20 protein-coding genes and 1 pseudogene are annotated in these 23,858 nt (G+C 67.6%); 8 read left to right on the plus strand and 13 right to left on the minus strand.

Translation table 11 applies throughout. The annotated features are described in order from the left end of the window. Positions 1-24 precede the first annotated feature (24 nt). Positions 25-597, minus strand: a complete 573-nt coding sequence (locus ABZ909_RS32825) for a helix-turn-helix domain-containing protein (RefSeq protein WP_357007459.1) — start codon at positions 595-597, stop codon at positions 25-27. Positions 598-731: 134 nt separating this feature from the next. On the opposite strand from ABZ909_RS32825, the gene ABZ909_RS32830 reads away from it, so the two are divergent. From ABZ909_RS32830 to ABZ909_RS32840, 3 genes are all read left to right on the plus strand, one after another. Next, entirely contained in the window at positions 732-1,763 is a 1,032-nt protein-coding gene (locus tag ABZ909_RS32830) for a nucleoside hydrolase (RefSeq protein ID WP_357007617.1), read from the plus strand. Further along, entirely contained in the window at positions 1,760-2,647 is an 888-nt protein-coding gene (locus tag ABZ909_RS32835) for an amidohydrolase family protein (RefSeq protein ID WP_357007461.1), read from the plus strand. Before ABZ909_RS32830 ends, ABZ909_RS32835 begins: the two co-directional genes overlap by 4 nt. A 123-nt stretch (positions 2,648-2,770) precedes the next feature. Then, positions 2,771-3,133, plus strand: a complete 363-nt coding sequence (locus tag ABZ909_RS32840; RefSeq protein ID WP_357007463.1) for a DUF1304 domain-containing protein — start codon at positions 2,771-2,773, stop codon at positions 3,131-3,133. Here the strand turns inward: ABZ909_RS32840 and ABZ909_RS32845 are convergent. Genes ABZ909_RS32845 through ABZ909_RS32855 form a run of 3 tightly spaced genes read right to left on the minus strand, consistent with a single transcriptional unit; the run spans position 3,119 to position 5,000 of the window. Further along, positions 3,119-4,114: a zinc-binding dehydrogenase gene (locus ABZ909_RS32845; protein ID WP_357007466.1), complete on the minus strand. Its 996-nt coding sequence runs from the start codon at positions 4,112-4,114 to the stop codon at positions 3,119-3,121. The two genes, ABZ909_RS32840 and ABZ909_RS32845, sit on opposite strands and share 15 nt — an antisense overlap. Before the next feature lie 11 nt (positions 4,115-4,125). Further along, a complete protein-coding gene (locus tag ABZ909_RS32850; RefSeq protein WP_357007468.1) occupies positions 4,126-4,548 on the minus strand; it encodes an organic hydroperoxide resistance protein in 423 nt (140 codons plus the stop codon). Beyond that, positions 4,548-5,000 (minus strand): MarR family transcriptional regulator, encoded by a 453-nt coding sequence (locus tag ABZ909_RS32855; RefSeq protein WP_357007471.1) that lies wholly within the window; start codon positions 4,998-5,000, stop codon positions 4,548-4,550. The genes ABZ909_RS32850 and ABZ909_RS32855 overlap by 1 nt, the downstream gene beginning before the upstream one ends. A gap of 201 nt (positions 5,001-5,201) precedes the next feature. Between ABZ909_RS32855 and ABZ909_RS32860 the strand changes: the two genes are divergently transcribed. Next, positions 5,202-6,386: an acyl-CoA dehydrogenase family protein gene (locus ABZ909_RS32860; RefSeq protein ID WP_357007473.1), complete on the plus strand. Its 1,185-nt coding sequence runs from the start codon at positions 5,202-5,204 to the stop codon at positions 6,384-6,386. 1,223 nt (positions 6,387-7,609) lie between these two features. Here the strand turns inward: ABZ909_RS32860 and ABZ909_RS32865 are convergent. Together ABZ909_RS32865 and ABZ909_RS32870 are read right to left on the minus strand one after the other, a co-directional pair. Then, the gene (locus ABZ909_RS32865) at positions 7,610-8,209 is read right to left on the minus strand and encodes a TetR/AcrR family transcriptional regulator (RefSeq protein WP_357007475.1); all 600 of its coding nucleotides are present in this window, start codon (positions 8,207-8,209) and stop codon (positions 7,610-7,612) included. A 512-nt stretch (positions 8,210-8,721) separates the two neighbouring features. Further along, positions 8,722-9,957, minus strand: coding sequence for an LLM class flavin-dependent oxidoreductase (locus ABZ909_RS32870; RefSeq protein WP_357007477.1), 1,236 nt, complete (start codon positions 9,955-9,957; stop codon positions 8,722-8,724). A 264-nt stretch (positions 9,958-10,221) separates the two neighbouring features. Here ABZ909_RS32870 and ABZ909_RS32875 point away from each other — a divergent pair, with 264 nt between their 5' ends. Further along, positions 10,222-10,518, plus strand: a complete 297-nt coding sequence (locus ABZ909_RS32875) for a hypothetical protein (protein WP_357007479.1) — start codon at positions 10,222-10,224, stop codon at positions 10,516-10,518. Positions 10,519-10,523: 5 nt separating this feature from the next. Here ABZ909_RS32875 and ABZ909_RS32880 read toward each other — a convergent pair whose 3' ends face one another. Beyond that, positions 10,524-11,531 (minus strand): WYL domain-containing protein, encoded by a 1,008-nt coding sequence (locus tag ABZ909_RS32880; RefSeq protein ID WP_357007482.1) that lies wholly within the window; start codon positions 11,529-11,531, stop codon positions 10,524-10,526. A 102-nt stretch (positions 11,532-11,633) separates the two neighbouring features. Here ABZ909_RS32880 and ABZ909_RS32885 point away from each other — a divergent pair, with 102 nt between their 5' ends. Together ABZ909_RS32885 and ABZ909_RS32890 are read left to right on the plus strand one after the other, a co-directional pair. Then, positions 11,634-12,944, plus strand: coding sequence for an FAD-dependent monooxygenase (locus ABZ909_RS32885; RefSeq protein WP_357007485.1), 1,311 nt, complete (start codon positions 11,634-11,636; stop codon positions 12,942-12,944). Positions 12,945-13,400: 456 nt separating this feature from the next. After that, positions 13,401-13,717 (plus strand): annotated as a pseudogene (locus tag ABZ909_RS32890) (hypothetical protein); the annotation flags it as partial. Here ABZ909_RS32890 and ABZ909_RS32895 read toward each other — a convergent pair. The 4 genes from ABZ909_RS32895 to ABZ909_RS32910 form a co-directional block, all read right to left on the minus strand. After that, the gene (locus tag ABZ909_RS32895) at positions 13,698-14,213 is read right to left on the minus strand and encodes an N-acetyltransferase (protein ID WP_357007488.1); all 516 of its coding nucleotides are present in this window, start codon (positions 14,211-14,213) and stop codon (positions 13,698-13,700) included. The pseudogene ABZ909_RS32890 and the gene ABZ909_RS32895 sit on opposite strands and share 20 nt — an antisense overlap. Next, positions 14,210-15,208, minus strand: coding sequence for a methylmalonyl Co-A mutase-associated GTPase MeaB (gene meaB, locus ABZ909_RS32900; protein ID WP_357007619.1), 999 nt, complete (start codon positions 15,206-15,208; stop codon positions 14,210-14,212). Before meaB ends, ABZ909_RS32895 begins: the two co-directional genes overlap by 4 nt. A 125-nt stretch (positions 15,209-15,333) precedes the next feature. Continuing rightward, entirely contained in the window at positions 15,334-17,592 is a 2,259-nt protein-coding gene (gene scpA, locus ABZ909_RS32905) for a methylmalonyl-CoA mutase (RefSeq protein ID WP_357007491.1), read from the minus strand. A 2-nt stretch (positions 17,593-17,594) separates the two neighbouring features. Next, positions 17,595-19,412: a methylmalonyl-CoA mutase family protein gene (locus ABZ909_RS32910; RefSeq protein ID WP_357007494.1), complete on the minus strand. Its 1,818-nt coding sequence runs from the start codon at positions 19,410-19,412 to the stop codon at positions 17,595-17,597. A 240-nt stretch (positions 19,413-19,652) separates the two neighbouring features. Here ABZ909_RS32910 and ABZ909_RS32915 point away from each other — a divergent pair, with 240 nt between their 5' ends. Next, positions 19,653-20,294, plus strand: a complete 642-nt coding sequence (locus ABZ909_RS32915) for a TVP38/TMEM64 family protein (RefSeq protein ID WP_357007622.1) — start codon at positions 19,653-19,655, stop codon at positions 20,292-20,294. On the opposite strand, the gene ABZ909_RS32920 is transcribed toward ABZ909_RS32915, so the two are convergent. Together ABZ909_RS32920 and ABZ909_RS32925 are read right to left on the minus strand one after the other, a co-directional pair. Then, positions 20,273-22,006, minus strand: coding sequence for a tetratricopeptide repeat protein (locus ABZ909_RS32920; protein ID WP_357007497.1), 1,734 nt, complete (start codon positions 22,004-22,006; stop codon positions 20,273-20,275). The genes ABZ909_RS32915 and ABZ909_RS32920 overlap by 22 nt on opposite strands. After that, positions 22,003-23,853, minus strand: a complete 1,851-nt coding sequence (locus ABZ909_RS32925) for a hypothetical protein (RefSeq protein ID WP_357007500.1) — start codon at positions 23,851-23,853, stop codon at positions 22,003-22,005. Before ABZ909_RS32925 ends, ABZ909_RS32920 begins: the two co-directional genes overlap by 4 nt. Between the last annotated feature and the right edge of the window lie 5 nt (positions 23,854-23,858).

Genomic DNA, 23,858 nt, shown 5'->3' on the forward strand with positions numbered 1-23,858 from the left:
CACACGGCCGGCCGAACGGTGAGTTCATTTGCTCCGGATGGCTTCGATGGCGGTCACCACCGAACCACCGTCCAGCAGTTCGGCACCCGGCGCGATCATCTTCTGGATGGCGAGGCCCTGGAACAGCAGGAACAGCAGCTGCCCGACCGCTGCGGCCTGGTCGTCGGTCAGATCCGGGTGCGCCGAGTGGACGGCCGCGGCGATCTCGCGATGCGCGACCGCGCTGGCCTCGGCCATGTAGACCTGCTGCACGGGATCGCGCGCGATCTGGATGCCGTTCTCGGTGCTCAGCAACAGGCCGTCGCGATTACGCTGCACCACATCGACGAAGCCGTTCCAGGTCGCGGCCAGCGACTCCCACAGCGTGCGGCCCTCCCCCGCGTCCCGGATAGCGGCCTCCATGTCGTCACCGATCTGGGTGCCGACGCCCATCGTGATGGCCTCGGTGACCAGCTGGTCCTTGGAACCGAAGTGATAGCCGATGGCGGCCAGGCTCACTCCGGCGGCAGTGGCGATGTCCCGGGCGGTCACCTTGGCCAGGCCGCGTTCCAGGACGGCCTTGCGGGCGCCCGCCAGGAGGTCTTCTCGATTTCCCATAGGACCACCCTACCAGCGTCTTAGACGAACGTCCTAGACGAGCGTTTCATGAACCGGCAGGACCGGCACATGCTCCCCGTGGGGCGGCCGGCACCGATACGGCTACCCTCGAACCCGTGCGGCAGAAGATCCTCATGGACAACGACACCGGCATCGATGACTCCCTGGGCCTGCTCTACCTCCTCGCCTCCCCCGAGGCCGAGATCGTCGGAATCGCCTCCACCGCGGGCAATGTGCCCGCGCCGCAGGTGGCCGCCAACAATCTCGCGCTGCTCGAGCTGGTGCGGGCCCCGGAGCTCGAGGTAGCCCAGGGCGCGTTGACACCTCTGTCCGTGCCATTGCGCACGACCGAGGACACCCACGGGCCCGAGGGCGTCGGCTACGCCGAGCTGCCGCCGACCACCCGGACCCTGTCCGGCCGATCAGCGGCCCAGCTGTGGGTGGACCTGGTGCGCGAGCATCCGGGCGAGATCGTGGGGCTGTGCACCGGGCCGCTCACCAATCTCGCCCTGGCGCTGCGGATGGAACCTCAACTGCCGCAGCTGCTCCGACGCCTGGTGATCATGGGCGGCGCGTTCAACCATCCGGGCAACACCACTCCGACCAACGAGTGGAACGTGCACGTCGATCCGGAAGCGGCCAAGGAGGTGTTCGACGCCTTCTCCACCGCACCCGCCGACCGCCGGCCCATCGTGTGCGCGCTCGACATCACCGAGACCATCGAGATGAAGCCCAAACACCTGGCGCTACTGGCCGAACGGGCCGGGAGCACACCGGTGGAGCATGTCAGTGAGAACGATCCGCCGGAGGCGCGGTCGGCGGCAAGCAATCCGCTGGTGCGGTACCTGACCGATGCGATCCGCTTCTACTTCGACTTCCACAAGCTCTACGACCAGGGGTATCTGGCGCACATGCACGACCCGTTCGCGGCGGCCGTGGCACTGGACCCGAGCTTGGCCGTCACCAAACCCGCGACCGTCGACGTGGAGTTGACCGGAACGATCACCCGCGCCACCACGGTCGCCGACTGGGCGGGCATGTGGGGGCGGGAACCCAACGCCGACATCGTGATCGGGACCGATCCGGAGCTGTTCTTCGAGCGGCTCGTCGACCGCGTCGGGGATTACGCGCGAACCGTGTTCGCGGAAGGAGATTCGACCCGGTGACCGACGAGCAGGACCTCGACTACGTCACCGGTTTCCATACGCGGCTGGGCCTGCCCGGGATCATCGACGTCCACACGCATTTCATGCCCGAACAGGTGCTGCGGAAGGTGTGGGGCTACTTCGATTCGGCGGGGCCACTGCTCGGCCACCGCGCGTGGCCTATCACCTACCGCGCCGAGGAGCAGGTGCGGCTGAAGACGCTGCGCGGCTTCGGCGTTCGCGCCTTCACCTCGATGGTCTACCCGCACAAGCCGGAGATGGCGGCCTGGCTCAACGAGTGGTCCGCCGATTTCGCCGCCCGCACCCCGGACTGCCTGCACACGTCGACCTTCTACCCGGAGCCGGGTGCGGCCGGCTATGTGCGTGCCGCGATCGAGTCGGGGACGCGAATCTTCAAGCTGCACATCCAGGTCGGCAACTACCACCCGGCGGATCCGCTGCTGGACGAGGTGTGGGGGCTGGTACAGGAGGCGGGCATTCCGGTGGTCACGCACTGCGGGTCCGGGCCTGCCGCCGGGCGATTCACCGGACCCGAGCCGATCGCCCAACTGCTGCGGCGGTTCCCGCGACTGCGCCTGATCATCGCGCACATGGGGGCGCCCGAGTACAGCGAGTTCCTCGACATCGCCGCGGACAACCCCGGCGTCCTACTCGACACCACCATGACCTTCACCGACTTCTTCGAGGCCGGCGACCCCTTCCCCGCCACCGACCTGCGGCGGCTGCGCGACTTCGGGGATCGCATCCTGTTCGGCAGCGACTTCCCGAACATTCCCTATTCCTACGGCCATGCGCTGTTCGCTCTGGAACGGCTCGGTCTCGGCGACGACTGGCTGCGGGCGGTCTGCTACCGCAATGCCGCGGACCTCTTCGCCATCGGATAGCTCACCGGGCGCGCGACACTCCGCGTTCCGGCGATGCGCTCAGGGCCTTCCAGTGGGACTGGTCTGACACGATGAGACGCGATGGCCGGTGTCGGCCGAAACCCCACGGAAGGCGGGTCGGTCATGCGTTTGGTCGCGGACATCCTGGTCGGATTGCTCGCCGCGCTGCACATCTACATCCTGATCATGGAGATGTTCCTGTGGACCACGCCGCGGGTGCGCGCGGGCTTCGGTGTCACGGCCGAGTTCGCCGAGGAGTCCAAGGTGTTCGCCGCGAATCAGGGCCTCTACAACGGCTTTCTGGCGGCGGGGCTGATCTGGGGTCTGATCGCCGGCGATCCGGTCGGCCAGGCCGCGAAGATCTTCTTCGCGGCCTGCGTCGTGGTGGCCGGACTCTATGGTGGGGCCACCGCGAGCCGCCGGATCTTCTTCGGGCAGGCGCTGCCCGGCGCGATCACGCTGATCGCGGTCCTACTGGCCGGGTAGCGCCGCCGCACTGAGCGCGATCTTGGCATTGCGGCCCGGGCGTTCGCTCGCGGCCGCGGCCTCGGCGGCCTCCGCGAGCGGGTAGGTGGCCTCGACGGCCAGGTCCAGTTCACCGCGGGCGGCCAGAGTCACCAGCTCGGTGATGAGGCGGCGGCGTTCGTCGCCGCCGATCTCCTCGGCGCGCTTGGAACCCCAGAAGCCCTTCACCACGGCCTGTTTGAAGATGATCGGGCCGGGGTTGAGCACCAGCGGCTGGCCCGACAGCGCGCCGAAGGTGATGAGCTCACCACGCGGGCCGAGCACCGACAGTAGGTCGTTGGCGGCCGGCCCACCGACCTGGTCCACCGCGCGGGCGATGGGTTCGCCGTCGGTGACCTCCGCGACCTGCTGCTGCCAGTCCCCCGACTCGGTCTCCAGCACCGGTTCGAAGCCCAGCTCCCGCAACGACTTCGCGGCCGCCGCGCTACGCACCAGGTTCAGGACGTGGACACCGCGGGCGCGGGCGAGCTGGTTCACCAGTCGTCCCACCGCGCCATTGGCGGCATTGATCGCGATCCATCGGCCGGGTTCGACATCGAGGTCCTCGAGCAGCATGAGGGCGCTCAGCGGCATGGCCAGCAGCTGACTCGCGGTCGCGTCGGACACCGTATCCGGCACCGGGACGATCCCGCCCGCCTTGGCCACGAAGTACTCCGCCCACGCCCCCTGCACACCCGAAACCGTCACGCGCTGACCGATTTCCAGGCCGGTGACCCCGGGGCCCAGGTCGTCGATGTGCCCGACGGCCTCGGTGCCCGGGATGGCGGGCAGCTCGGGCCGGTAGCCGTAGACGCCCCGGATGATGGCCAGGTCGTGATTGTGGATCGGGGCCAGCGTGGTCGCGATCCGCACCTCACCCGGCCCGGGCTCGGGCATCGGACGCTCAGCCGTGGTCAGGACCTGATCGGGCTCGCCGAACTGTTCGATGATTACCGCACGCATGCTCAGCCTCCTCAGTCTTCGACCACGATGACGTCGACCTCGATATTGCCGCGAGTGGCATTGGAGTACGGGCACACCTGGTGTGCCTTGTCCGCCAGCGCCCGGGCCTCGTCCAGGGGCAGGTGCGGCAGCGACACCTCGAGGGTAACGGCCAGGCCGAATCCGCCAGCGTCATTGGCGCCGATACCGACCTTCGCGCCCACGGCCGAGTCGTCCACATTCGCCCTCAGCGACCGCGCCACGGTGCGCAGCGCCGAGTGGAAGCAGGCCGCGTAACCGGCGGCGAAGAGCTGCTCCGGGTTGGTGCCGAGGCCGTTGCCGCCCATCTCCTTCGGAATCGACAGTGTGGCGTCGATCTTGCCGTCGTCGGTGCGGACCTGGCCGTTGCGGCCGTCGCCGGTGGCGAGGGCTTCGGCGGTGTAGAGCACGTTCATCAGGGGGTCTCCTTCGATCGGGTGTGGGCTGTGAGGGCCACGGTGAGTCGGTGCAGGGTTTCCCGCAGTTGGATCAGTTCCTCGCCGGGCAGGCCGGCGAGCTCGGCCGATCGGGCCGGGATCCGGCATGCGGCCGAACGCAATTCGCGTCCGCGGTCGGTCAGCGTGATCTCCACGCGGCGTTCGTCGGCGGTCGAGCGGCGGCGTGCCACGAAGCCCGCCGCCTCGAGCCGCTTGAGCAGCGGCGACAGCGTGCCCGACTCCAGTTCCAGGGCCGAGCACAGGTCGCCGACGGTGCGGTCGTCGCGCTGCCAGAGCGCGAGCAGCACCAGGTATTGCGGATAGGTGATGCCCAGGTCGTCCAGCTGAGGCCGGTACATGGCGGTCATGGCCCGGGACGCCGAGTAGAGCGCGAAGCACAGCTGGTTTTCCAGCGCCAGCTCATCGGTCATGTCCAATACGGTAGCCAGCAATTAGATTGTGCACAATCTATCTGACCGTATGCTGCGTCACACCGGGCGAAAACATCGCCCGGACCCGACCGCGGGGCGGGTTCTCATCATCGGGAATTTCGCTCGCGGGCAGGCGGATTCCCGGACACCACCGCTAGAACGCGTTCTAATAGGGGCACACCGAACCAGTGGGGAGTTGCGATGACGCACGAGGTAGTGATCCGGGTCGCGGAGCTGTCGGGCCAGTTGGCGGCGACCGCCGAGGAGACCGAGCGGCTCGGCAAGCTCTCCGACGAGAGCGTCAAGCTGATCCGTCAGGCCGGGGTGATGCGGCTGCTGCAGCCCGCCGATTTCGGCGGGTACGCAGCGCATCCGCGGGATTTCGCCGAGGCGGTCATGGCCGTGGCCCAGCACTGTGGATCCACCGGCTGGGTATGCGGCGTCGGCGGCGTGCACCCGTGGGAGATGGCGCTGATGGACCGGCGGCTGCAGAACGAGGTGTGGGGCGAGAACCCTGACACCTGGATCGCCTCGCCGTACGCCGCCCAGGGTGTGGCGACTCCGGTCGACGGCGGGTACACCCTGCGCGGCCGCTGGAACTTCTCCTCCGGCACCGATCACTGCGACTGGATCTTCCTGGGCGCGCTGCTCGGTGACGCCGACGGCAATCCGGTCATGCCGCCGACCGTGCTGCACGTGGTGCTGCCGCGCGAGGACTACGCAATCGTCGACGACTCGTGGGATGTCATCGGGCTGCAGGGCACCGGCAGCAAGGACGTCATCGTGGACGGCGCATTCATTCCGGACTACCGGACCATCGAGTTCGATGCCGTCGCGGCCGGTGAGATCGCGGCCGAGCAGGCGGGCCGCACCGAGACCGTATACAAGCTGCCGTTCTGGGCCATGTTCCCGCTGGGCATCACCTCGGCGGTGATCGGCATCGCCGAGGGCGCGCTCGCAACGCACCTGGACTATCAGCGCGACCGGGTCACGGCCATGGGCACCAAGATCAAGGACGATCCGTACGTGCTGTCGGCCATCTCCGAGGCGGCGGCCGATATCGCGGCCTCGCGCACCCAACTGCTGGACGGCATCAGTCGCCTCTATGACCAGGCCGAGGCCGGGAAGACCATCACCTTCGAGGATCGTTCCCTGGTGCGCCGCAATCAAGTTCGCTGTGCCTGGCGGGCGGTTTCGGCGGTGGACGAGATCTTCGCCCGGTCCGGCGGCAATGCCGTGCGGCGACAGAATGTCATGCAGCGGTTCTGGCGGGACGCGCACGTTGGTCTGCAGCACGCCATCCACACGCCCGGATCGCTGTACCACTCAACGGCATTGACCATCATGGGCATCGAGCCCGAGGGCCCGCTGCGCGCCATGATCTGACAACCGCCCGGTCGGCCCGGCACTTTTCCGCGCTCAGCGGCCACGCTTCCAGGCCGTTCCGGTAGTCATGCCGCAGGGCTCCTTCGGCACAACACCACGACGCGGACATACGACTGGGTTCCGAACTCCGACGGCGTGTTCCTCAGCAATATTCTCCACACATCCGAGAAACCCCTCACCGGGCAAACGACCGTGCTCAGTTCCTGACAGCATCAACACAAGTGGTCCGCCCGGAAGGACAGACCACAACCTCGGCCACACGGCTCGTTCCCCGCCGCAGCACAGCCGAAGGGGCGCGGGTCACGGAATATCCAGAGGTCCGACCGAGGGCGGATGCTCGATCACGCAGCTAATTCGGAGATATCTACGACCTTCCGTGCCTGGGCACTCTCGATTCGTGCCACCAGCACGGTATTCGGGCCGCCCCGCGCAGCAACTCATTACTGTGCTGGAGCGGGTGAGCTGATAGTGGGACGCGGCGGTTAACCCGGCGCACTCTCACTTCGGATCATCCGGCCGGGGTCGTAGTTGGACGGCTCCGGAATCGGTGCCCGCGTCACCAACTCGAGCGGTGCACCGTGCTCGGCGGCCGGGTGGATCGGCTCGCAGACTCTTACGATCCACCCGGCCTGAGCAGTACGGACCGTCACGGCGGAAATGGCCGTGTGTCATGAGCAGGTATGGATGCGCGCCGCCGGAGTGATCCGCCGACTCTGGTGATGGTGAAGGCATGTCCCGCCTGGCCGAGCTGCACCTGTGAGGGGACCGTCGCCTACGGCGCCGAGCTCGCGCGGGTGCTGACCGCGGCGGGGGTCACCGTTATCGACATCGACCGACCACCCCGATCGCGGTGAGCGCGCCGTGTCAACGCCTGACCGCAAAACACCACGGCCACAGAATCCAAGTGTGGCAACAACTTTCGAACCAGGTCCCCAGAGCACGCCTGTCACCATTACCAGTACCGGACTCCGCCCGGCAAACTACCGACCAGCGCGATCACGCTTCCTGCGCCAGAACCCATCACCTTGGCAGGTGACATCGAGACCATCGAACCCCTTGATCAACAGGGGAATTCATACCACCGGAATACGAGCCCGTACCAGTCTCAACCCCCGAACCTGGCAGACACCCGCTGAGCGGGTCATTCCATGGTGCCCACCAGCTGCCGATCGACCGCCGGAAACCCGCACAGGTCCGGCCCGAGAACCGGCGAGGAATCGAGGCTAACGGCCATGGAGCCTGCAGACGTCATCGACAATGGTGTCGACATAGGCCGGATCGATGTTCCTGCCTGCCATGAGTTTCCGAAAGATGAGCGGTCCGGCCAATTGATCGATAACTTGGTCGACATCCGCTTCGGGTGCCAGATCGCCACGCACTCGGGCTGCTTCGAGGATGGCCCTAAAGCCTGCCGAACCGGCGGTATACAGCGCCTTCTTCAATCGATCGAAGGCTGGATCGAACGGAGCCCGGTCGATGACAGCGCGCATTCCGCGCTCACCGACTGGATCGTGGAGCAAATATCGCAGGCCGTTCAGTTCTTTTCGCAAGTCAGTTTTCAGATCGCCTGTGGGTGCATGCCGGATCCGGCCTATGCGTTCGGCTATCGCGTCATAGAGCAGGGCTGTGATGTCCGGCCAATGTCTGTAGAGGGTGGTCCGACCGATGCCGCTGCGCGCGGCCACTGCGACGTGCGTGACACCGCTCCAGCCCTGTTCGATCAGCAGTTGTCTTGCCGCCTCGAGCGCAGCCTCCCGACTGCGCACGACGCGCGGATCCGGTCCACGAGTCAGACTCGGATCCGTTCGCTGCGCTTCGCTCACTCCACCCTCCACGCTCGGACCCTTTTCAGCACATCTTGTACCACAAGGAACTGTTGTGCACGTATCCCGGTCTTCGGGTGCAAGAAATTCACGAGTTCGGCGACTGTGGAGTTACGTCTATCGGGGTCTCACGTCCAAGGCCGAGATTGGTTGCGGCGGGATATGGTGCGGCGCTTGCGCACTGGGCAGACGTTACCCAAGCAGCCGCCCCCGCAAGATCGCCGAAACGCAAGTGCGCCACTGTCATCCGACGTGTACAGCGCGATCGAAGTTGACCACGCCATGATCGAAGTCATGCGCGTGGTCTGTCCCGTGTCCCGGTAAGCGAGCTCTTTCAGGTATCCATCCCGCCGACTGATGCGGCCGATCTCGGGGCCGGGTCGGACCGCTCGGCCCGACCCGGATCCAGCAGCGACAGTGGTGGTCCCGATCGGCACCAACAAATGGGCCATCCGTGTAGATAGTGCCGGATCACCTCCGTGCTCTATGGTGCTGGCATTCGATGTTTCTGGTCAGCGGAACGCTGGCATAATTTCATCGGCATAGGTACTGAGCTGGTAGCGATGAACTTCGCTGCGCTCGTCATCGGGCAGTGACTGCCCCCAGGTCTCATAAATCAGCCAGTCCAACTCGCCATCACCATAGACGCTGGCCACTTCCGCAATCTGGTCACGAACCTGATCGGCGGTGCCACACAGCAGCTGGCCGCAGTCGATCATCCGTTGGGTCAACGCCCGTGTATCGGCCATGTCGAACGGCCGGTTGGGGTCGTCGGCGTCGGTACGAAAAATCTCTGTGAAGCCGAACTTCTGGAAGAAGTGGTGGTACCAGAACCCGAAAGTTCGGGCAGCGTAGTCAAACGCCTGCTCGTAGGTGTCACCGAAAGCGATCTTCACCAAGAGCCCGTAGTTCTGGCCTAGGCGCAGTTCCTGGCCGGCCTCACGCGCGGTGTCCCGGTAGAGTTCGGCAGTCTCGCGGGCCCGTTCACGGTTTCCTGCAGCAAAGACAAGCGTGCGCCCGTGTTGGGCGGCGTCGATAGCGGTTTGCCGCGAGAACGTATTCGGGATGAAGACCCTGGGCCGCTGCAGCGGCTTCGGGATGACGCCGATCTCATGAATCGTCCCGTCCGCATCCACCTCTCCAGAACTACCGTAGTCGCGCGTCCAGTCCGCCAGCGCCCAGCTGCGGATGCCGTCGGCCGGAAACGGCGCCTGGTAGAACTCGCCGCGGTGGTTGAACGAATCCTGCGTCCACGCTTTCTCGATTACTGCGAGGTAGTCGTTGAACCTGTCCCGATTACGCCGATCAGATACCGGATTCAAGGCGACGGCGTTCTCCGACTGGGTCAAGGTCTGCATCCAACGGGTCTGGTAACCACGAGCAAACTGAACACCAGCCAAGCGCCCGGGGAACATATGCGTGAACAATGCCAGATCCTCGGCCACCCTGATCGGATCGTGCGATGTCACCACGACCGACATGGGCATGAACTGAATCCGTGAGGTCATCGACGCCAACTTGGCGTAGGCGAGAAGAGGATTCGGCATCGATTCCCCTCCCTCTGTCTGCAGATGGTGCTCGGTGCTACCGAAACCATCAAAGCCGAGTTCGTCAGCTATGCACGCGGTTTCTTCGTACCTGCGCAACATGCGTTGATAAAGCTCGACATCGCGGGCGACCGGACGACGAGCTCGGCGTTCCTCAACCGACACCGGGACAGCCGCGGTGCTCATCAGCAAGGTCTTCATGGTCACTCCGTTTCGGTACATATTGCCCCATAAGTACAGAACAAGTTGTACCATAGTGCTGGTTTCGGGACAAGGTGTCCCGCAGCCATGTGCCTCTCGTTTCGAAGGAGGATCTGGCCCGTGAGGGGCTGAGCGGCAAAAGTCGCGCTCAGCGTTCGTCCAGCCCACAGACCAGGCGTTTTGGTTCTTCTGATTCCGAATTGACCTCCACAGCAAAGCGTTTCAGTCGCCAACCCTCGCTATCGCCAGTTTCCGTGAAGTCCGGTGAAGTCCGGTGGCGGCTGCACCGCACTGGTCGGGCCCGGCTTTCCATCCGCCGCCATAGGAAGCCAGTTGTTCGGTCGGCCACGACCGCTTGTCCTCGACGACCGACACCGCGCCACGCAGATTGCCATCGAACATCACGTCACGGTCGGGCACTCGTTCGAAACGTTCGTTGTAGACAACGAATCCGTTCTCGTCGTGGGCGATGGTGCGGATGGATTCGTCGTCGGCGTGCCGAGCGAGGATGACGCGGCGCGTGTCGGCGTCGATGACGTGGGGTCGGCGAGCGTTCGGTAATCCGTTTATTGAGCGGTGAGTTCTGCCGTCTGGATGCTGGCGTAGCGGTGCGCGATGTGGTGGCAGGCGTGCAGGAGTTCGGGTGGGTGCAGGTCGGTGAGGTCGGTGTCGAAGGTGGCGAGGATTCCGGCGATACCGGCCCAGGACCAGGCGCCGAGGGTGAGGCGGCAGTGGTCGGTGTCGAGGTGTTCGACGACGGAGCCGCCGGGTGCCCAGCGGGCCACGATGTGGGCGGGCAGGTTGAGGCGTGCGCTGCCGGTGCATTGCCAGGCTGCGGCGGTGTCGCCGCGGTCGTGGCTGCTCATGACGAAGTGCGCGAGGTCGCCGCCGGGGAGTTCGCGGGGTGCGAAGCCGCGGGTGGTGGGCCGCGGGTGCAGTCGGTCCACCCGGTGTACTCGCCAGTGGTGGTCTTCGAGGTCGTAGGCGATGAGGTACCACCGTCCCGCCCACACCGCGAGGTGGTGGGGCTCGAGCCGGTGAGCTGCTGCGAAGTCCGGCTCGCCGGGGGCCGGGCGTGTCCCGTCGGGGCGGAGAACTTCGGTGATGAGGATATGGCGGAGCCGCACGGCGGTGCCCACGGCGGTGAGCGCGGTGGGGTCGATCGGGGGTGCGGGGAACTCCCAGTAGTTGTGCAGCCTGGTCAGGCGTAGGGATTCCATCGCGGCTCGTAGCGTGTCGGGTATGGCTTGCTGCAAGGTGGCCAGTGCCCTGGCGGTGTCGTCCTGCAGGCCGAACACGGAGCTGGGTGCGGTTTGCAGCGCGATGGCGATCGCGAGTGCTTGGTCGTGGTCGAGCAGCAGGGGCGGCAGGGTGTGTCCGGTGCCGAGCCGGTAACCGCCGGCCGGGCCTCGGACGGTCAGGACCGGGTATCCGAGTTCGCGCAAGGTGTCCAGGTCGCGTCGCACGGTGCGTTCGCTGACCGTGAGTCGGGCGGCGAGATCCCGCAACTGCCATGTCCCGCGTGAGCCGAGCAGGGACAGCAGCCGCAGCGCCCGGTGTGACGTACTGGCCATTGCATCATCGTGCCATCCGTACTGGCCATCCGGTGTCCACTACTGCTGGCATCGTCTGCGTCGACAGCGATTGATCGTTCGACGATGGAAAGGCGGTTGAGCATGCGTGTTGTCGTGGTAGGGGGAGGGATCGGTGGGCTCGCACTGGGTGCGGGATTGCGCCTGGGCGGCTATGAGGTGGCGGTGTTCGACCGCGACACCGACGTCGCTGCGACCGGCGGTTACCACATCACCCTCGACGCGCGAGCCCAGTCGGCGCTCGGGCGGCTGGTGGCCCCGGAGATCATGCGCCGGCTGCTGGCCTCGGGATCGGCACTGCGCCTGCGGGACCGGGACATGTTCTGGGACTACCGCGGCCGCCTGCTCGGACATGGTCCGGACCTGTCCGCCAGCGCGAGCATCGACGTCGACCGCATCACGCTGCGCACGCTGCTGGCGGAGGCCGTCGGCGGGGATCTGCAACTCGGGCGGGCCGTGTCGGACGTCGGTGCCGACGAACATGGGATGCCGCAGGTCATGTTCATCGACGGCACCTCGGTCACCGCGGACCTGGTGGTCGGCGCCGACGGAACCCACTCGGTCGTCGGCCGCCGCCTGGCGGCAGGCCCGACCAATCACCCGACCGGCATCATCGGATTCTCCGGCCGCACCCGGCGCTCCGACCTCAGCGTCGCCGAGCAGCAGCGGCTCGGGACCCGCTCGACGACTGGCATCGGCCCACGAGGCGCCGCACTCTACGTCGGGTTCCTCGACCCGGTCGGCAACGCCGCGCTCGATGCCCCCGAGCTGAGCATGTCGATCACGACCGGCCCGACCTACATCTGGGGGGCGATGTTCCCCGAATCCGCCCACATCGACTCCCTGCGCGAACTGCGCGGCTGCGCGTTGCAGACCGCTCTGCTCGACCGGTTCCGTGACCGCAACTGGGCCGGCCACACGCTGGAAGTTATCGCCCGCGCCGATCCCGCCAGCGTGGCCGCGTTCCGGTTCAACGCCGCCTCGACCCGCGCCACCGACCTCGCACCGTGGGCCGCAGGCCGTATCACCGCCCTCGGTGACGCCGTGCACGCCACACCACCCACCGCGGGCATGGGCGCCGGCGCGGCCATACAAGACGCAGCCGACCTACTCGCCCAGCTCGACACCCTCTCCGACGGCACCACGACCATCACCGACGCGATCGGGCGCTACGAAGAGCAGATGCGCCAGCGCGGCGGCGAGGTCCTCTCCGCGGCCATGAAAACTGTCCGGCTGATCCTGGCCACCAACACCACCCTCGGCGCCTTGGCCACCGCCACGCTCAGCCCGCTCGTAGCGGCGGCCACCCGGCTTCGACACACACCCGCAGCTCCCACCCGCGCGGCGTCGGTTCCCGATCAGAACAACGTGTCGCGCACACGCAGCGGCCGGTAACCAGTCGAGCCGAGCTCAGCGAGTTCACCACCGATGTCGACGTCGATGGCGCCGAAGAAATTGATGTTCTCGCTGTGGGCCGGGGAGAGGTGGGGTTCCGACCAAATTCGAGAAATCTGGCGCTGAGGGGTTACCGAAGATAGGAGCGCATTATCTGCGGTAGATGCTCAGCGCCGGATCTCGCAGAGGTAGGCCGCCAGGCGATTCCGCCCTGCCCCGGAATTTATCTGTGGCAGCACGCTGGATTGACAGCCAAACCGCTCAGCGTGACCTTTCGCGGATCTGTCCCTCAACCCCCGAGTTGCGGAGGCGGTGCGCGTGCTGCGCGTTACGCGCCGCAGCGCGGTCAAGGCCCGCACCCAGGCCATCTACCGGATCCGCGGTCTGCTCGTGTCCACGCACGCGATGCCACGTGAGCAGACCACCCGCCTGGGCACCACCGCCCTGGCCACGCTGCGGCCCAACCATGCCCTGCACACCATGCCGTGGTCCGCATGCGCCACGACCCACGCACCCGCGCCTACGTCGAACACCGCACCCGACAAGGACTTTCGAGGAAAGAGATCGTGCGCTGCATCGAACGATTCGCGGCTCGAGAGGTCCATCACGCACTCACCGACCAACCGCACCGCCATCGGCTTCGAACGGTCGTTCAGTCCGTTCCGCCTGGCCACCATAAGTCCGGCGGGGTTCACCGTCGGCGAGATGGCTACCCGGCTGCGCCGCATAGATCGACTGATCGCGATGCCCGCGTCAGCCGCGTGACCAGGTAATTTCCAGCTCCTGGAGATCAAAGCCCTGGGGGAAGTGGGCGGTTCGGGGCTCAGCGAGGCGACCGCCGTGGCGCTCGTAGAAGGCGATGGCGGGTGTATTGGCCTGGAGGACTTCGAGGTAGACGGGGCGACCCGGGTATTCGGCAGCGGCCCATTCGAATCCGTGATGCAGGAGGCGGGAACCGATGCCGCCCCGCACGAGGGTCGGGCTGACGTGCAGATTGTCGATGAGAATCCGGCCATCCGCGCGGGGTGCCAGGTAGATGAATCCGAGTATTTCCGAGCCGGATTCGGCGATGAACAGATCGCCTTCGGATCGGTCGTCGGTCAGGCGTCGGCGCCAGAGCGCCTTGTGGTCGGCGGCCAACGCACCGTTCAGATAACCCTCGGGCATGATGCTCGCGTAGGCGGTGCGCCAGCTGGCGGTGTGCAGCGCGGCGACCGCTTCCGCTTCGGATTCGGTACCTGGTCGGATCCTAATGTCCATGGGGCTCATGCCCGTTCGTCGAAGGCCCGGAGGATTTCTTCGGCGGCGAGGGCAGGGGTCAGTGAGCCGTCGCGGACCTGCTTTTCCACCTGGGTGCGCAGGGCCTTGACGTTCGGGTTCTCGGTGAGGCGACGGAGCAGGTTGTCATGGACCATGGTCCAGGTCCAGTCGACCTGCTGGCGGCGGCGCTTCTCGGCGAACTCGCCTGCTTCGGTGAGGACGCGGCGGTGGGTGAGGACCGTGTCCCAGAACGAATCCAGTCCGATGCCGTTCAGGCCGGACATGGTGAGAACGGGTGGGCGCCACAGGGATTCGCGCGGGTGGATGAGCCGCATGGCTCCTTGAAGTTCCCGGGCGGCGGCCTTGGCCTCCAGCTCGTGGCGGCCGTCGGCCTTGTTCACGGCCACCAGGTCGGCGAGTTCGAGGACGCCCTTCTTGATTCCTTGCAGCTGGTCGCCGGTGCGGGCCAGGGTGAGGAAGCAGAAGACGTCCACCATATTGGCGACGGTGACCTCGGACTGGCCGACACCGACGGTCTCCACGAGGATGACGTCGTAGCCTGCCGCCTCCAGCAGCACGATGGTCTCGCGGGTGGCTTTCGCCACGCCGCCGAGGGTTCCGGCCGTGGGGGACGGGCGGATGAAGGCATCCCGTTCCACCGACAGTCGCGCCATGCGGGTCTTGTCGCCGAGAATCGAGCCGCCGGTCCGGGTCGAGGACGGGTCCACGGCCAGCACCGCCACGCGGTGGCCCTGGCCGATGAGGTACATGCCCAGCGCGTCGATGAACGTCGACTTGCCGACACCCGGAACACCGGTGATGCCAACGCGATTGGACACCACCCTGCCCGCTTCGGGGGTCAGCCGCAGCAGCAGCTGCTGGGCCAGTTCCCGGTGGTCGGTGCGGGTCGATTCGACCAGGGTGATGGCGCGGGCCAGGCCGGCCCGCTCCCCTGCCCGGACCTGCGCGGCCAGCTGGTCGACGTCGATCACTCGGCGCGCCACCGGAGTGGCGGGCTGGGTACCGGGGCCGGGCGTTTCTGCGCCGGCGGCGCCGGGCAGGCCGACGCCGGCGGTGGTGCCGAGCCGAGGGTGGATTCCGCCACCCTCGGTCCCGCGTGCGGCGTCGCTCATTCCGTTGCGCCGGTGCCGATCTCGTGGCCCAGCTGCGCGGCCAGCTTCTTGATCAGGTCGATCGCGGCGTCGGCGATGATGGTGCCGGGGCCGAAGATGCCGGCGGCACCCGCGGCGTACAGCTCGTCGTAGTCACCGGGCGGGATGACGCCGCCGACCGTGACCATGATGTCGGGGCGTCCGACATCGGCCAACGCCTGCCGCAGGGCGGGCACCAGCGTGAGGTGGCCTGCGGCCAGCGACGAGACACCGACGACGTGTACGTCGTTGTCGGCCGCCTGCTGCGCCACCTCCTCGGGGGTCTGGAACAGCGGGCCCACGTCGACGTCCATGCCGAGGTCGGCGAAGGCCGTGGCGATCACCTTCTGGCCGCGGTCGTGGCCGTCCTGACCCATCTTGGCGACCAGGATGCGCGGGCGGCGGCCCTCGGCCTCGGCGAAGGCCTCGACCAGTTCGATCGCCTTGCTGATGTTGGTCACCTTGCCGGCCTCCTCACGGTAAACGCCGGAGAGCGTGCGGATTTCGGCCTGGTGGCGGCCGTATACCTGCTCCAGCGCGTCGGAGATCTCACCCACGGTGGCCTTGGCGCGCGCGGCGTTGATGGCCAGGGCGAGCAGGTTGTTGTCCATGCCACCCTCCGAAGAGGCTGCCGCACGGGTCAATTCGGCCAACGCCTTCTCGACCTCGGCCGAATCGCGTTCCGCCCGCAGCTTTTCCAGCTTGGCGTTCTGCTCGGCGCGCACGCGCGAGTTCTCTACCTTGAGCACCTCGATCGGGGTGTCTTCCTCGACCAGGTACTTGTTGACGCCGATCACCGGCTGCTGACCGGTGTCGATGCGCGCCTGGGTGCGAGCCGCGGCCTCTTCGATGCGCAGCTTCGGGATGCCCTCCGAAATCGCCTGCGCCATACCGCCGTGCGCCTCGATCTCGGCGATGTGGGCGCGGGCGCGCTCGGCCAGCTGGTAGGTCAGCCACTCCACGTAGTACGAGCCGCCCCACGGGTCGGCCGGACGGGTGGTGTTGGACTCCTGCTGGATGAGCAGCTGGGTGTTGCGGGCGATGCGGGCGGAGAAGTCCGTCGGCAGGGCCAGCGCCTCGTCCAGCGCGTTGGTGTGCAGCGACTGGGTGTGGCCCTGGGTGGCGGCCATGGCCTCGACGCAGGTGCGCGCGACGTTGTTGAACACGTCCTGTGCGGTCAGCGACCAGCCCGAGGTCTGCGAGTGGGTGCGCAGCGCCAGCGACTTGGAGTTCTTGGGCTCGAACTTGGCGACCAGCTCGCTCCAGAGCAGCCGTCCCGCACGGAGTTTCGCGACCTCCATGAAGAAGTTCATGCCGATGGCCCAGAAGAACGACAGTCGCGGCGCGAACTTGTCGACCTCCATGCCCGCGTCCAGACCGGCCTTGATGTACTCCACGCCGTCGGCGAGGGTATAGGCCAGCTCCAGGTCGGCCGTGGCTCCGGCCTCCTGGATGTGATAGCCGGAGATGGAGATCGAGTTGAACTTCGGCATCTTCGCGGAGGTGTAGGCGAAGATGTCGGAGATGATCCGCATCGAGGGCTTGGGCGGATAGATGTAGGTGTTGCGGACCATGAACTCCTTCAGAATGTCGTTCTGAATGGTTCCGGCCAGCTGCTCGGGCTTGACGCCCTGCTCCTCGGCGGCGACGACGTAGAGCGCCAGGATCGGCAGCACCGCGCCGTTCATGGTCATCGACACCGAAACCTGGTCCAGCGGAATCTGATCGAACAGTTCCCGCATGTCCAGGATGGAGTCGATGGCGACACCGGCCATGCCGACGTCACCGGTGACGCGCGGGTGGTCCGAGTCGTAGCCGCGGTGGGTCGCCAGGTCGAAGGCGACCGACAGGCCCTTCTGGCCCGCCTGCAGGTTGCGGCGGTAGAAGGCGTTCGAGTCGGCGGCGGTGGAGAAGCCCGCGTACTGGCGGATCGTCCACGGCTGGTTCACGTACATGGTCGGGTATGGACCGCGCACGAACGGCGCCACACCCGGCACGCTGTCGACCGGGTAGCCCGCGGCGGCGATGGCATCCCGGTCGGCCTTGGTGAACACCGGCGGCACCTCGATGCCCTCGGGGGTCGACCAGGTGAGCTGTTCGGGCGCATAGTGATTGGCGCTAGCGGCCTCGGCGACGAAGGCGTCGACCTGCGCGGCGCTGACGCCGGCGGGCGCGGTGTCGCCCTCGGTCAGCGGTACTTCGGCGAAATTGCCGATGCGATGTTTGATATCGCTCATCTCTACGCTCCCAGCTTTTCGAGCAGGCCGGTCAGAGCCGCCACAGCATCCATGCGGGCCGTCACGAAGTCGTCCGGGCGCTGCGCGCCGGTCAGCTCCGCGACCGCCTTCTCGGGTCCGGCCAGCAGCACGGTGGTCACACCGGCCGCCCGCAATTCGTCCACGGCCGCCGCGGCATCGGTGCCGTAGCGGGTGTCGGAGCCGCACAGCACGGCGATCGACGGGCCGGTGCCGGTGACCGCCTCGATGCCGCCGGAGGCCAGCAGGTTGGTGGTGAAGGTGACACGAACATTGTTCTCCGACACCGGGCCCAGCGGAACCAGGCGCACCTGCGGGCGCGCGCCGTTGGTGGCCAGGTAGGCGTCGGAGCGGTTGCGCAGCGCCTCGAAGGCCGCGCCGTAGCGGGCCGGAGAGGTCTTGGCGCGCGCGGCCTCCGACAGCGGCTTCTCGCCCAGGTTCGGGAACTCGTTGACGCCGGTGACGGCCGTCTTGCGGTGCGCCACATCGGAATCGCGCTTCGCCTTGGTCTCGCCGATGCGCTCGGCGAGCAGGCCCGCCTGCAGCGCGGCCAGGTAGCCGCCGGCGGCCTCGATCTCCTGCATGAACTCCCACGCCTTGGCGGCGAGCTCATCGGTCAGCGACTCCACGTACCAGGAGCCCGCGCCCGGGTCCTGCACGTGGCCGAGGCGGGATTCCTCGAGCAGCAGCAGCTGGGTGTTGCGCGCCATGCGCTCCGAGAACGCCTTGGAAACCTCGAGTTCCCCGGCGGGCAGGGCGTCGTCGAAGGGCAGCACGGTGACGATGTCCGCGCCACCGACGCCCGCGCCGAAGGCGGCGAGGGTGGTGCGCAGCATGTTCACCCACGGGTCGCGCTGGCTCATCATGGCCGCGGACGTGATCGCCTGCTGCGGCGCGTTGCCGAAGGCCGGGGCCCCGCACACCTGCGCCACGCGCGCCCAGAGTCGCCGGGCGGCACGGAATTTGGCGATGGTCTCGAACTGGTCGTCGGTGGCCGCGAAGCGGAACTCCAGCTGCTCCAGCGCATCCGCGATATCGGCCCCGGCGTCGGTGAGCGAACGCAGGTACTCCAGGCCCGCGGCGACGGCCGCACCCAGCTCCTGGGCGTCGGAAGCGCCGGCATTGTGGAAGGCCACGCCGCACACGGTGATCGCGCGGACCGTCTCGGTGCGGGCCACCGCCTGCTGGGCCAGCGCGACCGCGCCGTCCAGGTCGATGGCCGAGGAGCCGGCGAACAGGCTCGTCAGCGGGGTGGCGCCCAGCGAGACCCGAATGTCCTTGCGGTTCGGGGCTTCATAGCCGTCCAGCACCGAGAACAGTGCGGCCGCAGCCTCATTGGCGGCCGGTCCGGCGTCGAGGGTGAGCGGCGCCAGCTCGAACAGGAAGCCCTGCAGTGCGGTGGCCAGCCCGTCGACCGGCACGCCGCGCTCGGCGACGCCCAGCCACACCGCGCTCACGCCGTTGTCGAGCGCGAAGAGGATGTCCGCGTTGACGGCCTTGGCATCGGGGCCGCCGAAACGCTGGCTGACGAACCAGCCACGGTGCACGTCGCGGGTGGCGTCGCCACCGCGCACGTAGGGGAACTGCCCGGGCAGCGGCTGCTCGGGCAGTTCGTCGCGGCGCGTGTAGAGCGGGTTGACGGTCAGGCCGTCATAGGTCGTGACCGCGAGCAGCTTCTCCGGCTCATCCGGCAAGTCGCTCGCATCCACCCTGCGGGCCTTCGCCAGCACCCCGGCGACACCCTTGCGCCAGGCGGCATACTCGGGCACCGGATCGGTGTCCGAGTCGGAAGCAATCGGCATAGCTGCTGTTCCTTCTTCCACTCCCTGACCGGATGGCCGTTGCACCGGCATTCACCCAGCTCAACGGCCACTTTGGTTAACGAGCATTCATCGTCTTTCCCCTGATGCTAGCGGCAGCCTCGAGATAACGGTCTCCGGAGTCTCACTACCAGCGGGTAACCTGGCGCGGTGCCAACAACCGTGCGTGTGCCGCTCGAGCGGGTATCCGGGCTGCTCAGCCGCCTCCGTCAACCGCGAAATCTGGCCTTGCTGATCGGCTGCGGGCTACTTTTCGCGCTGGCCGCCTTCGCACCGCACCCGGCGCCCCAGCAGATCCGGCAGTGGGCCGACTCGGTCGGGCCGCTGCTGCCGCTGGTGTTCTTCGCAGTGCACACACTGATCTGTGTCGCGCCCTTCCCGCGCACCATCTTCACCCTCAGCGCGGGCATGCTGTTCGGCTCTGTGGAGGGGCTCACGCTGGCCCTCGCCGCCACGACACTCAGTGCGGTGCTGGCGCTGTGGCTGGTGCGCGCCCTCGACCACGAGCGGGTGCGTGCGCGGCTCACCCATCCGACCGTGCAGGCGGTCGACACCCGGTTGGCGCGGCGGGGCTGGCTGGCGATCGGATCGCTGCGGCTGATCGCGTTCGCGCCGTTCTCGATCGTGAACTATTGCGCCGCACTGTCTTCGATCCGGTTCACCCCGTACCTGATCGCGACGTTCATCGGCATCGTCCCGGGGACCGTCGGGACGGTGCTGCTCGGTGATGCCCTCACCAATCGCACCTCGCCCGCCCAATTGATCGTCACTGCGGCCTGTTTGGCGGTGGGCGTGATCGGGCTGGTGGTGGACGCGAGAATGGCCGTCGCCCAACCGGAGGTTCAGCCCGAGCCGGTCGCCTGATCGGGCGGCGGCAGCGGCCATCGGTCGAAACCGGGTAGTGAGTCCAGAGGTGACGCGGCGTTGGTCAGCTCGTTCAATTGTGTGAGCAAATCGTCCCGGTGGATCTCGACGTAGGTCAGGGTGCTGTCGAGTTCGTGCGCCTCGACGAGCCAGCCGACGGCTTGGCGCACCACCTCGGCTTGCGATGCCACGCCGTCGGAGTCGACCAGGAACGCGGCGAGGGTCGGTTCCATCACTGCGGCCGAACCCAGATGCTGCAAACAACGCCCGATGCCCAGTTCGTCGGCGAGAGCACGCCATTCGCTCAGTGCTGTCTGCCAGCGCGACAGCGCACGCCTCGGCTCTCCGACCGACCAGTCGAGTACGCCTGTCACCTCGTGCACATGAGCCAGGCCGCTGGGATCGTGTCCGCCCGCTGCCATCGATTCGGCCAGTTCCAGGCGGTCCCGCGCGGCGGTGTGCCGCCCCTGCATGAGATGCGCGATGGCCATGTTCACCAAGGTGCACACTTCGCCGGCGACGTCTTCGCGGGGTAACAGCCACCATGCCTGTTCCAGGAGGTTGACCGCCTTGCTCAGGTTGGCGTCCGTATTGTCCATGGCCCCCAGGGCCTGTCGGTGCAGGGCGCGGGCGCGCAGGCTGCGGGACACCGTCCACGGGCTGTAGCGCGCTGGTCTCCGGTCCGGCACGCCCGCGCGAATGTCGGCCAGGGCGTGCAGGGCGCCGTATCGGGTTGCGGCGGTGATCGTCACCATGGCCGCGGCCGGATCGGGGTCGTTCGGGTCGCCACCTCTGCCTGCGCTCTCTTCCGCGCGGCCGCTGCGCGCGAACCAGATGTCCAGCGCGTCGGCGATCGCTGCCAGATCCGGCACCACGCCTCGAACCTGGATCAGCAGCGCGTTGTGCGCCTGTCCTGCTTCCGGTTCGGCGCGCTTCGCACAGTTGCGCAGGAGCCGGCACAGTCGGGGCTCCTCGTTCTCGAACCAGCGGCGTGCGGTCGAGGCGTAGGCCGGAAGGTCGAGTGCTCGCGCCCACAGCGTGGCTTTCTCGGCGTGGCTGCGGAGCAACACCGCGAGGGCCGCCCGCCACTCGGGCGTCTCGGTGATGGCCGCGGCATCGGCCGGAACCGCAGCCAGCCGATAGCGTCCGGGCGAGACCGGCTCCACCGCACCCGCCGTGGTCAGACTCGTCAAGAGTTTGGGCGCGGAGGGTGTTTCGGTCTCCGCAGTGGTGGCGGGGAGCCGGGCGGCGGCGCTCGCCCCGAGCACATCGAGGAGCACCCCGGTCTCGTAGGTCCGGAGGGGCAGCTCCCGGAGAACGGCCGCAGCCCAGTTGCCCCTCAACTCCGGTTTCTGCTCCGGCTCGGTCTCCGGTCCCCAGGGCGCTCCGGGCTCGGGTAACTCGACGGGTCCCGGATCCGTGAACCCGGCGCGATCGCGCACCAACCGGTAACCACGCCTTGCCAATTCGGCGAGGAAGTACGCGAGCACGACCCACCCGATGGCGGACTCGGTCCACCGCACCGCCGGATTCGCCTTGAACGCGCCGGTCATCACATTGGCGATCAGGGTGGCGACGCCGATACCGACCAGCGCGGGGGCACCCAGCAACCACTGCCACACCGCGGATTTCGGCGTGGCCATGAGGCTGCGGCTCTCGCGGGCCAGTTCGGTGGATTCGGGTCCGCCCGGCGCGGATTCCGTTTCGCTCATATCCGCGCTCCCCCGGCCAGGCCCGGCACGAGCCATCGCCGCCAGCACACCAGCAACAGCGCAAGCGGCACGACCGCCGAGATCAGCGCCCCGCTCGCGAGTTGTGCCGAGCTCTCGTCGAATTGGCGGGTGTAACCCCACAGCAGCAGCGACCACGGGCTGCCGCCGGTGCCGTTGACCAGCAGTCCGATGAAGAAGTCGTTCCACACCTGAATGAATTCGAGCACCGCCACCGCGACGACCGCCGGAACCACCGCACCCAGCCGGGCCACGATGGTGTGCAGGGAGGCCAGCCCGTACAGGGCGTCGGCGGCCGGGGTGTACGCCGGTGCGAGCAGCGCTCCGCGCAGGACGAGAATCGCGACCGGCAGTCCGGCGGCGGCATGGGTGAAGATCAGCGGGACGAGGGTGCCGAACCAGCCGGAGGAACCGATCACCCGCTGCAGTGCACCGAGATACATCTGGGCGGGCAGGACGGTCAGAATCACCAGGCAGGGCACCGCAATCCGGACGCGTGCGGCGGCCAGCCAGTGCGCGACGGGCAGTGCGAAGGCGACGACCATCACGGTCGCCGGAACCGCGACGATCAGGGTGGTGCGCAGCGCGGCACGCAGCGCTGGATCGATGGCGACGGCGTGGATGCCGCCGGCGTTTGTTCCGGCTGTGCCGTGCAGCGCGACGTAGACCAGCTCCGCGATCGGCGACAACACCACGAGCACAGCGACTCCCACCAGGAGCCAGCGCGGAACCGCCCGCCACGCCGGCAAGTGCTCGCGCCACGCGGACGAGCGCGGGCGCAGCGGACGCGGGCCACTCGGGCGGCGCACAGTGATCCGATCCTGGGCGAACAGGGCAGCCAGCACGAGCGCGGCCGTCAATGGCAGGGCGTACGCCGCCGCCTCCCCGCACGAATTCGATTCGCAGGCACTGTTGAGACGCCACCATTCGACGGTGGCAGTGCCGACATCGTGTTGCAGCGATCGCGGTACGGCACCGAGCACGGCGTCGAAGACCCGGGCGGCGGCCACCGCGACCACCAGGAAGGCGACCGAGGCGACGGGCCGCACCTGCGTCCACAATCGAAGCGGGATGAGCCAGCGCGGACCGCCGGTGAGTTCCGGGGCGCGCACCGGATCGTCCTCGATCGCGAGAATGGCGGCGCGGAACAGACCGACCAGCAGGCCGAGCCAGGTCCACACGAACGCCGCCACCAGAACCGCTTCGAACGCATAGCGTTCCGCCGCGACACCACTGAAATATCGTCCGCGCGTCACGGTTTCGAGAATCAGCCGGAACGCGATGCCCGAGGTGAACGCCGAGACGCCGAACGGCACGATGAACGGCCACCAGAGCCAGGGCAGCCGCCGGCTGGGCCAGGCGAGTACCAGGGCCACCCCGACCAGGACCAGGGCCAGCGCCACCCAGCCCGCGGTGTGCAGGTAGGCGCTGCGGCTCGCTCGTGGCAATTGCCGCCACACCATCATGGACCCTACTGTCAGGCTCGCGAATCCGAGCGCGGCCGCGAACGCCCAGACCGTGAAGGCGAAAACGCTTGGCAGACTCTGCATCCCGGTGCGGAGCCGCCGCCGGTCGACGATGAGCAGCGCGCCGCCCCCGAGCAGTTGCAGCCAGCAGCCCAGGGCGAGCCACGGATGCGTCCGCGCGCCGAGCCCGACCGTGTACAGCGCGGGGGCCACCAGCAGCAGCCCCATCAGCACCAAGGCCGGTGCCCGGACCAAGTAGTTGACCACGACCTCGATGTGCGGATGCCTGCCCGGAACCAGCGGTCCCGACAGCCGGCGGGTGGCGAGTGCGAGTTCGAGGCCGTTGGAATCGACGGTGTACAAGCGCG

This window comes from Nocardia sp. NPDC046763, assembly GCF_040645495.1.
Taxonomy (GTDB): Bacteria; Actinomycetota; Actinomycetes; order Mycobacteriales; family Mycobacteriaceae; genus Nocardia.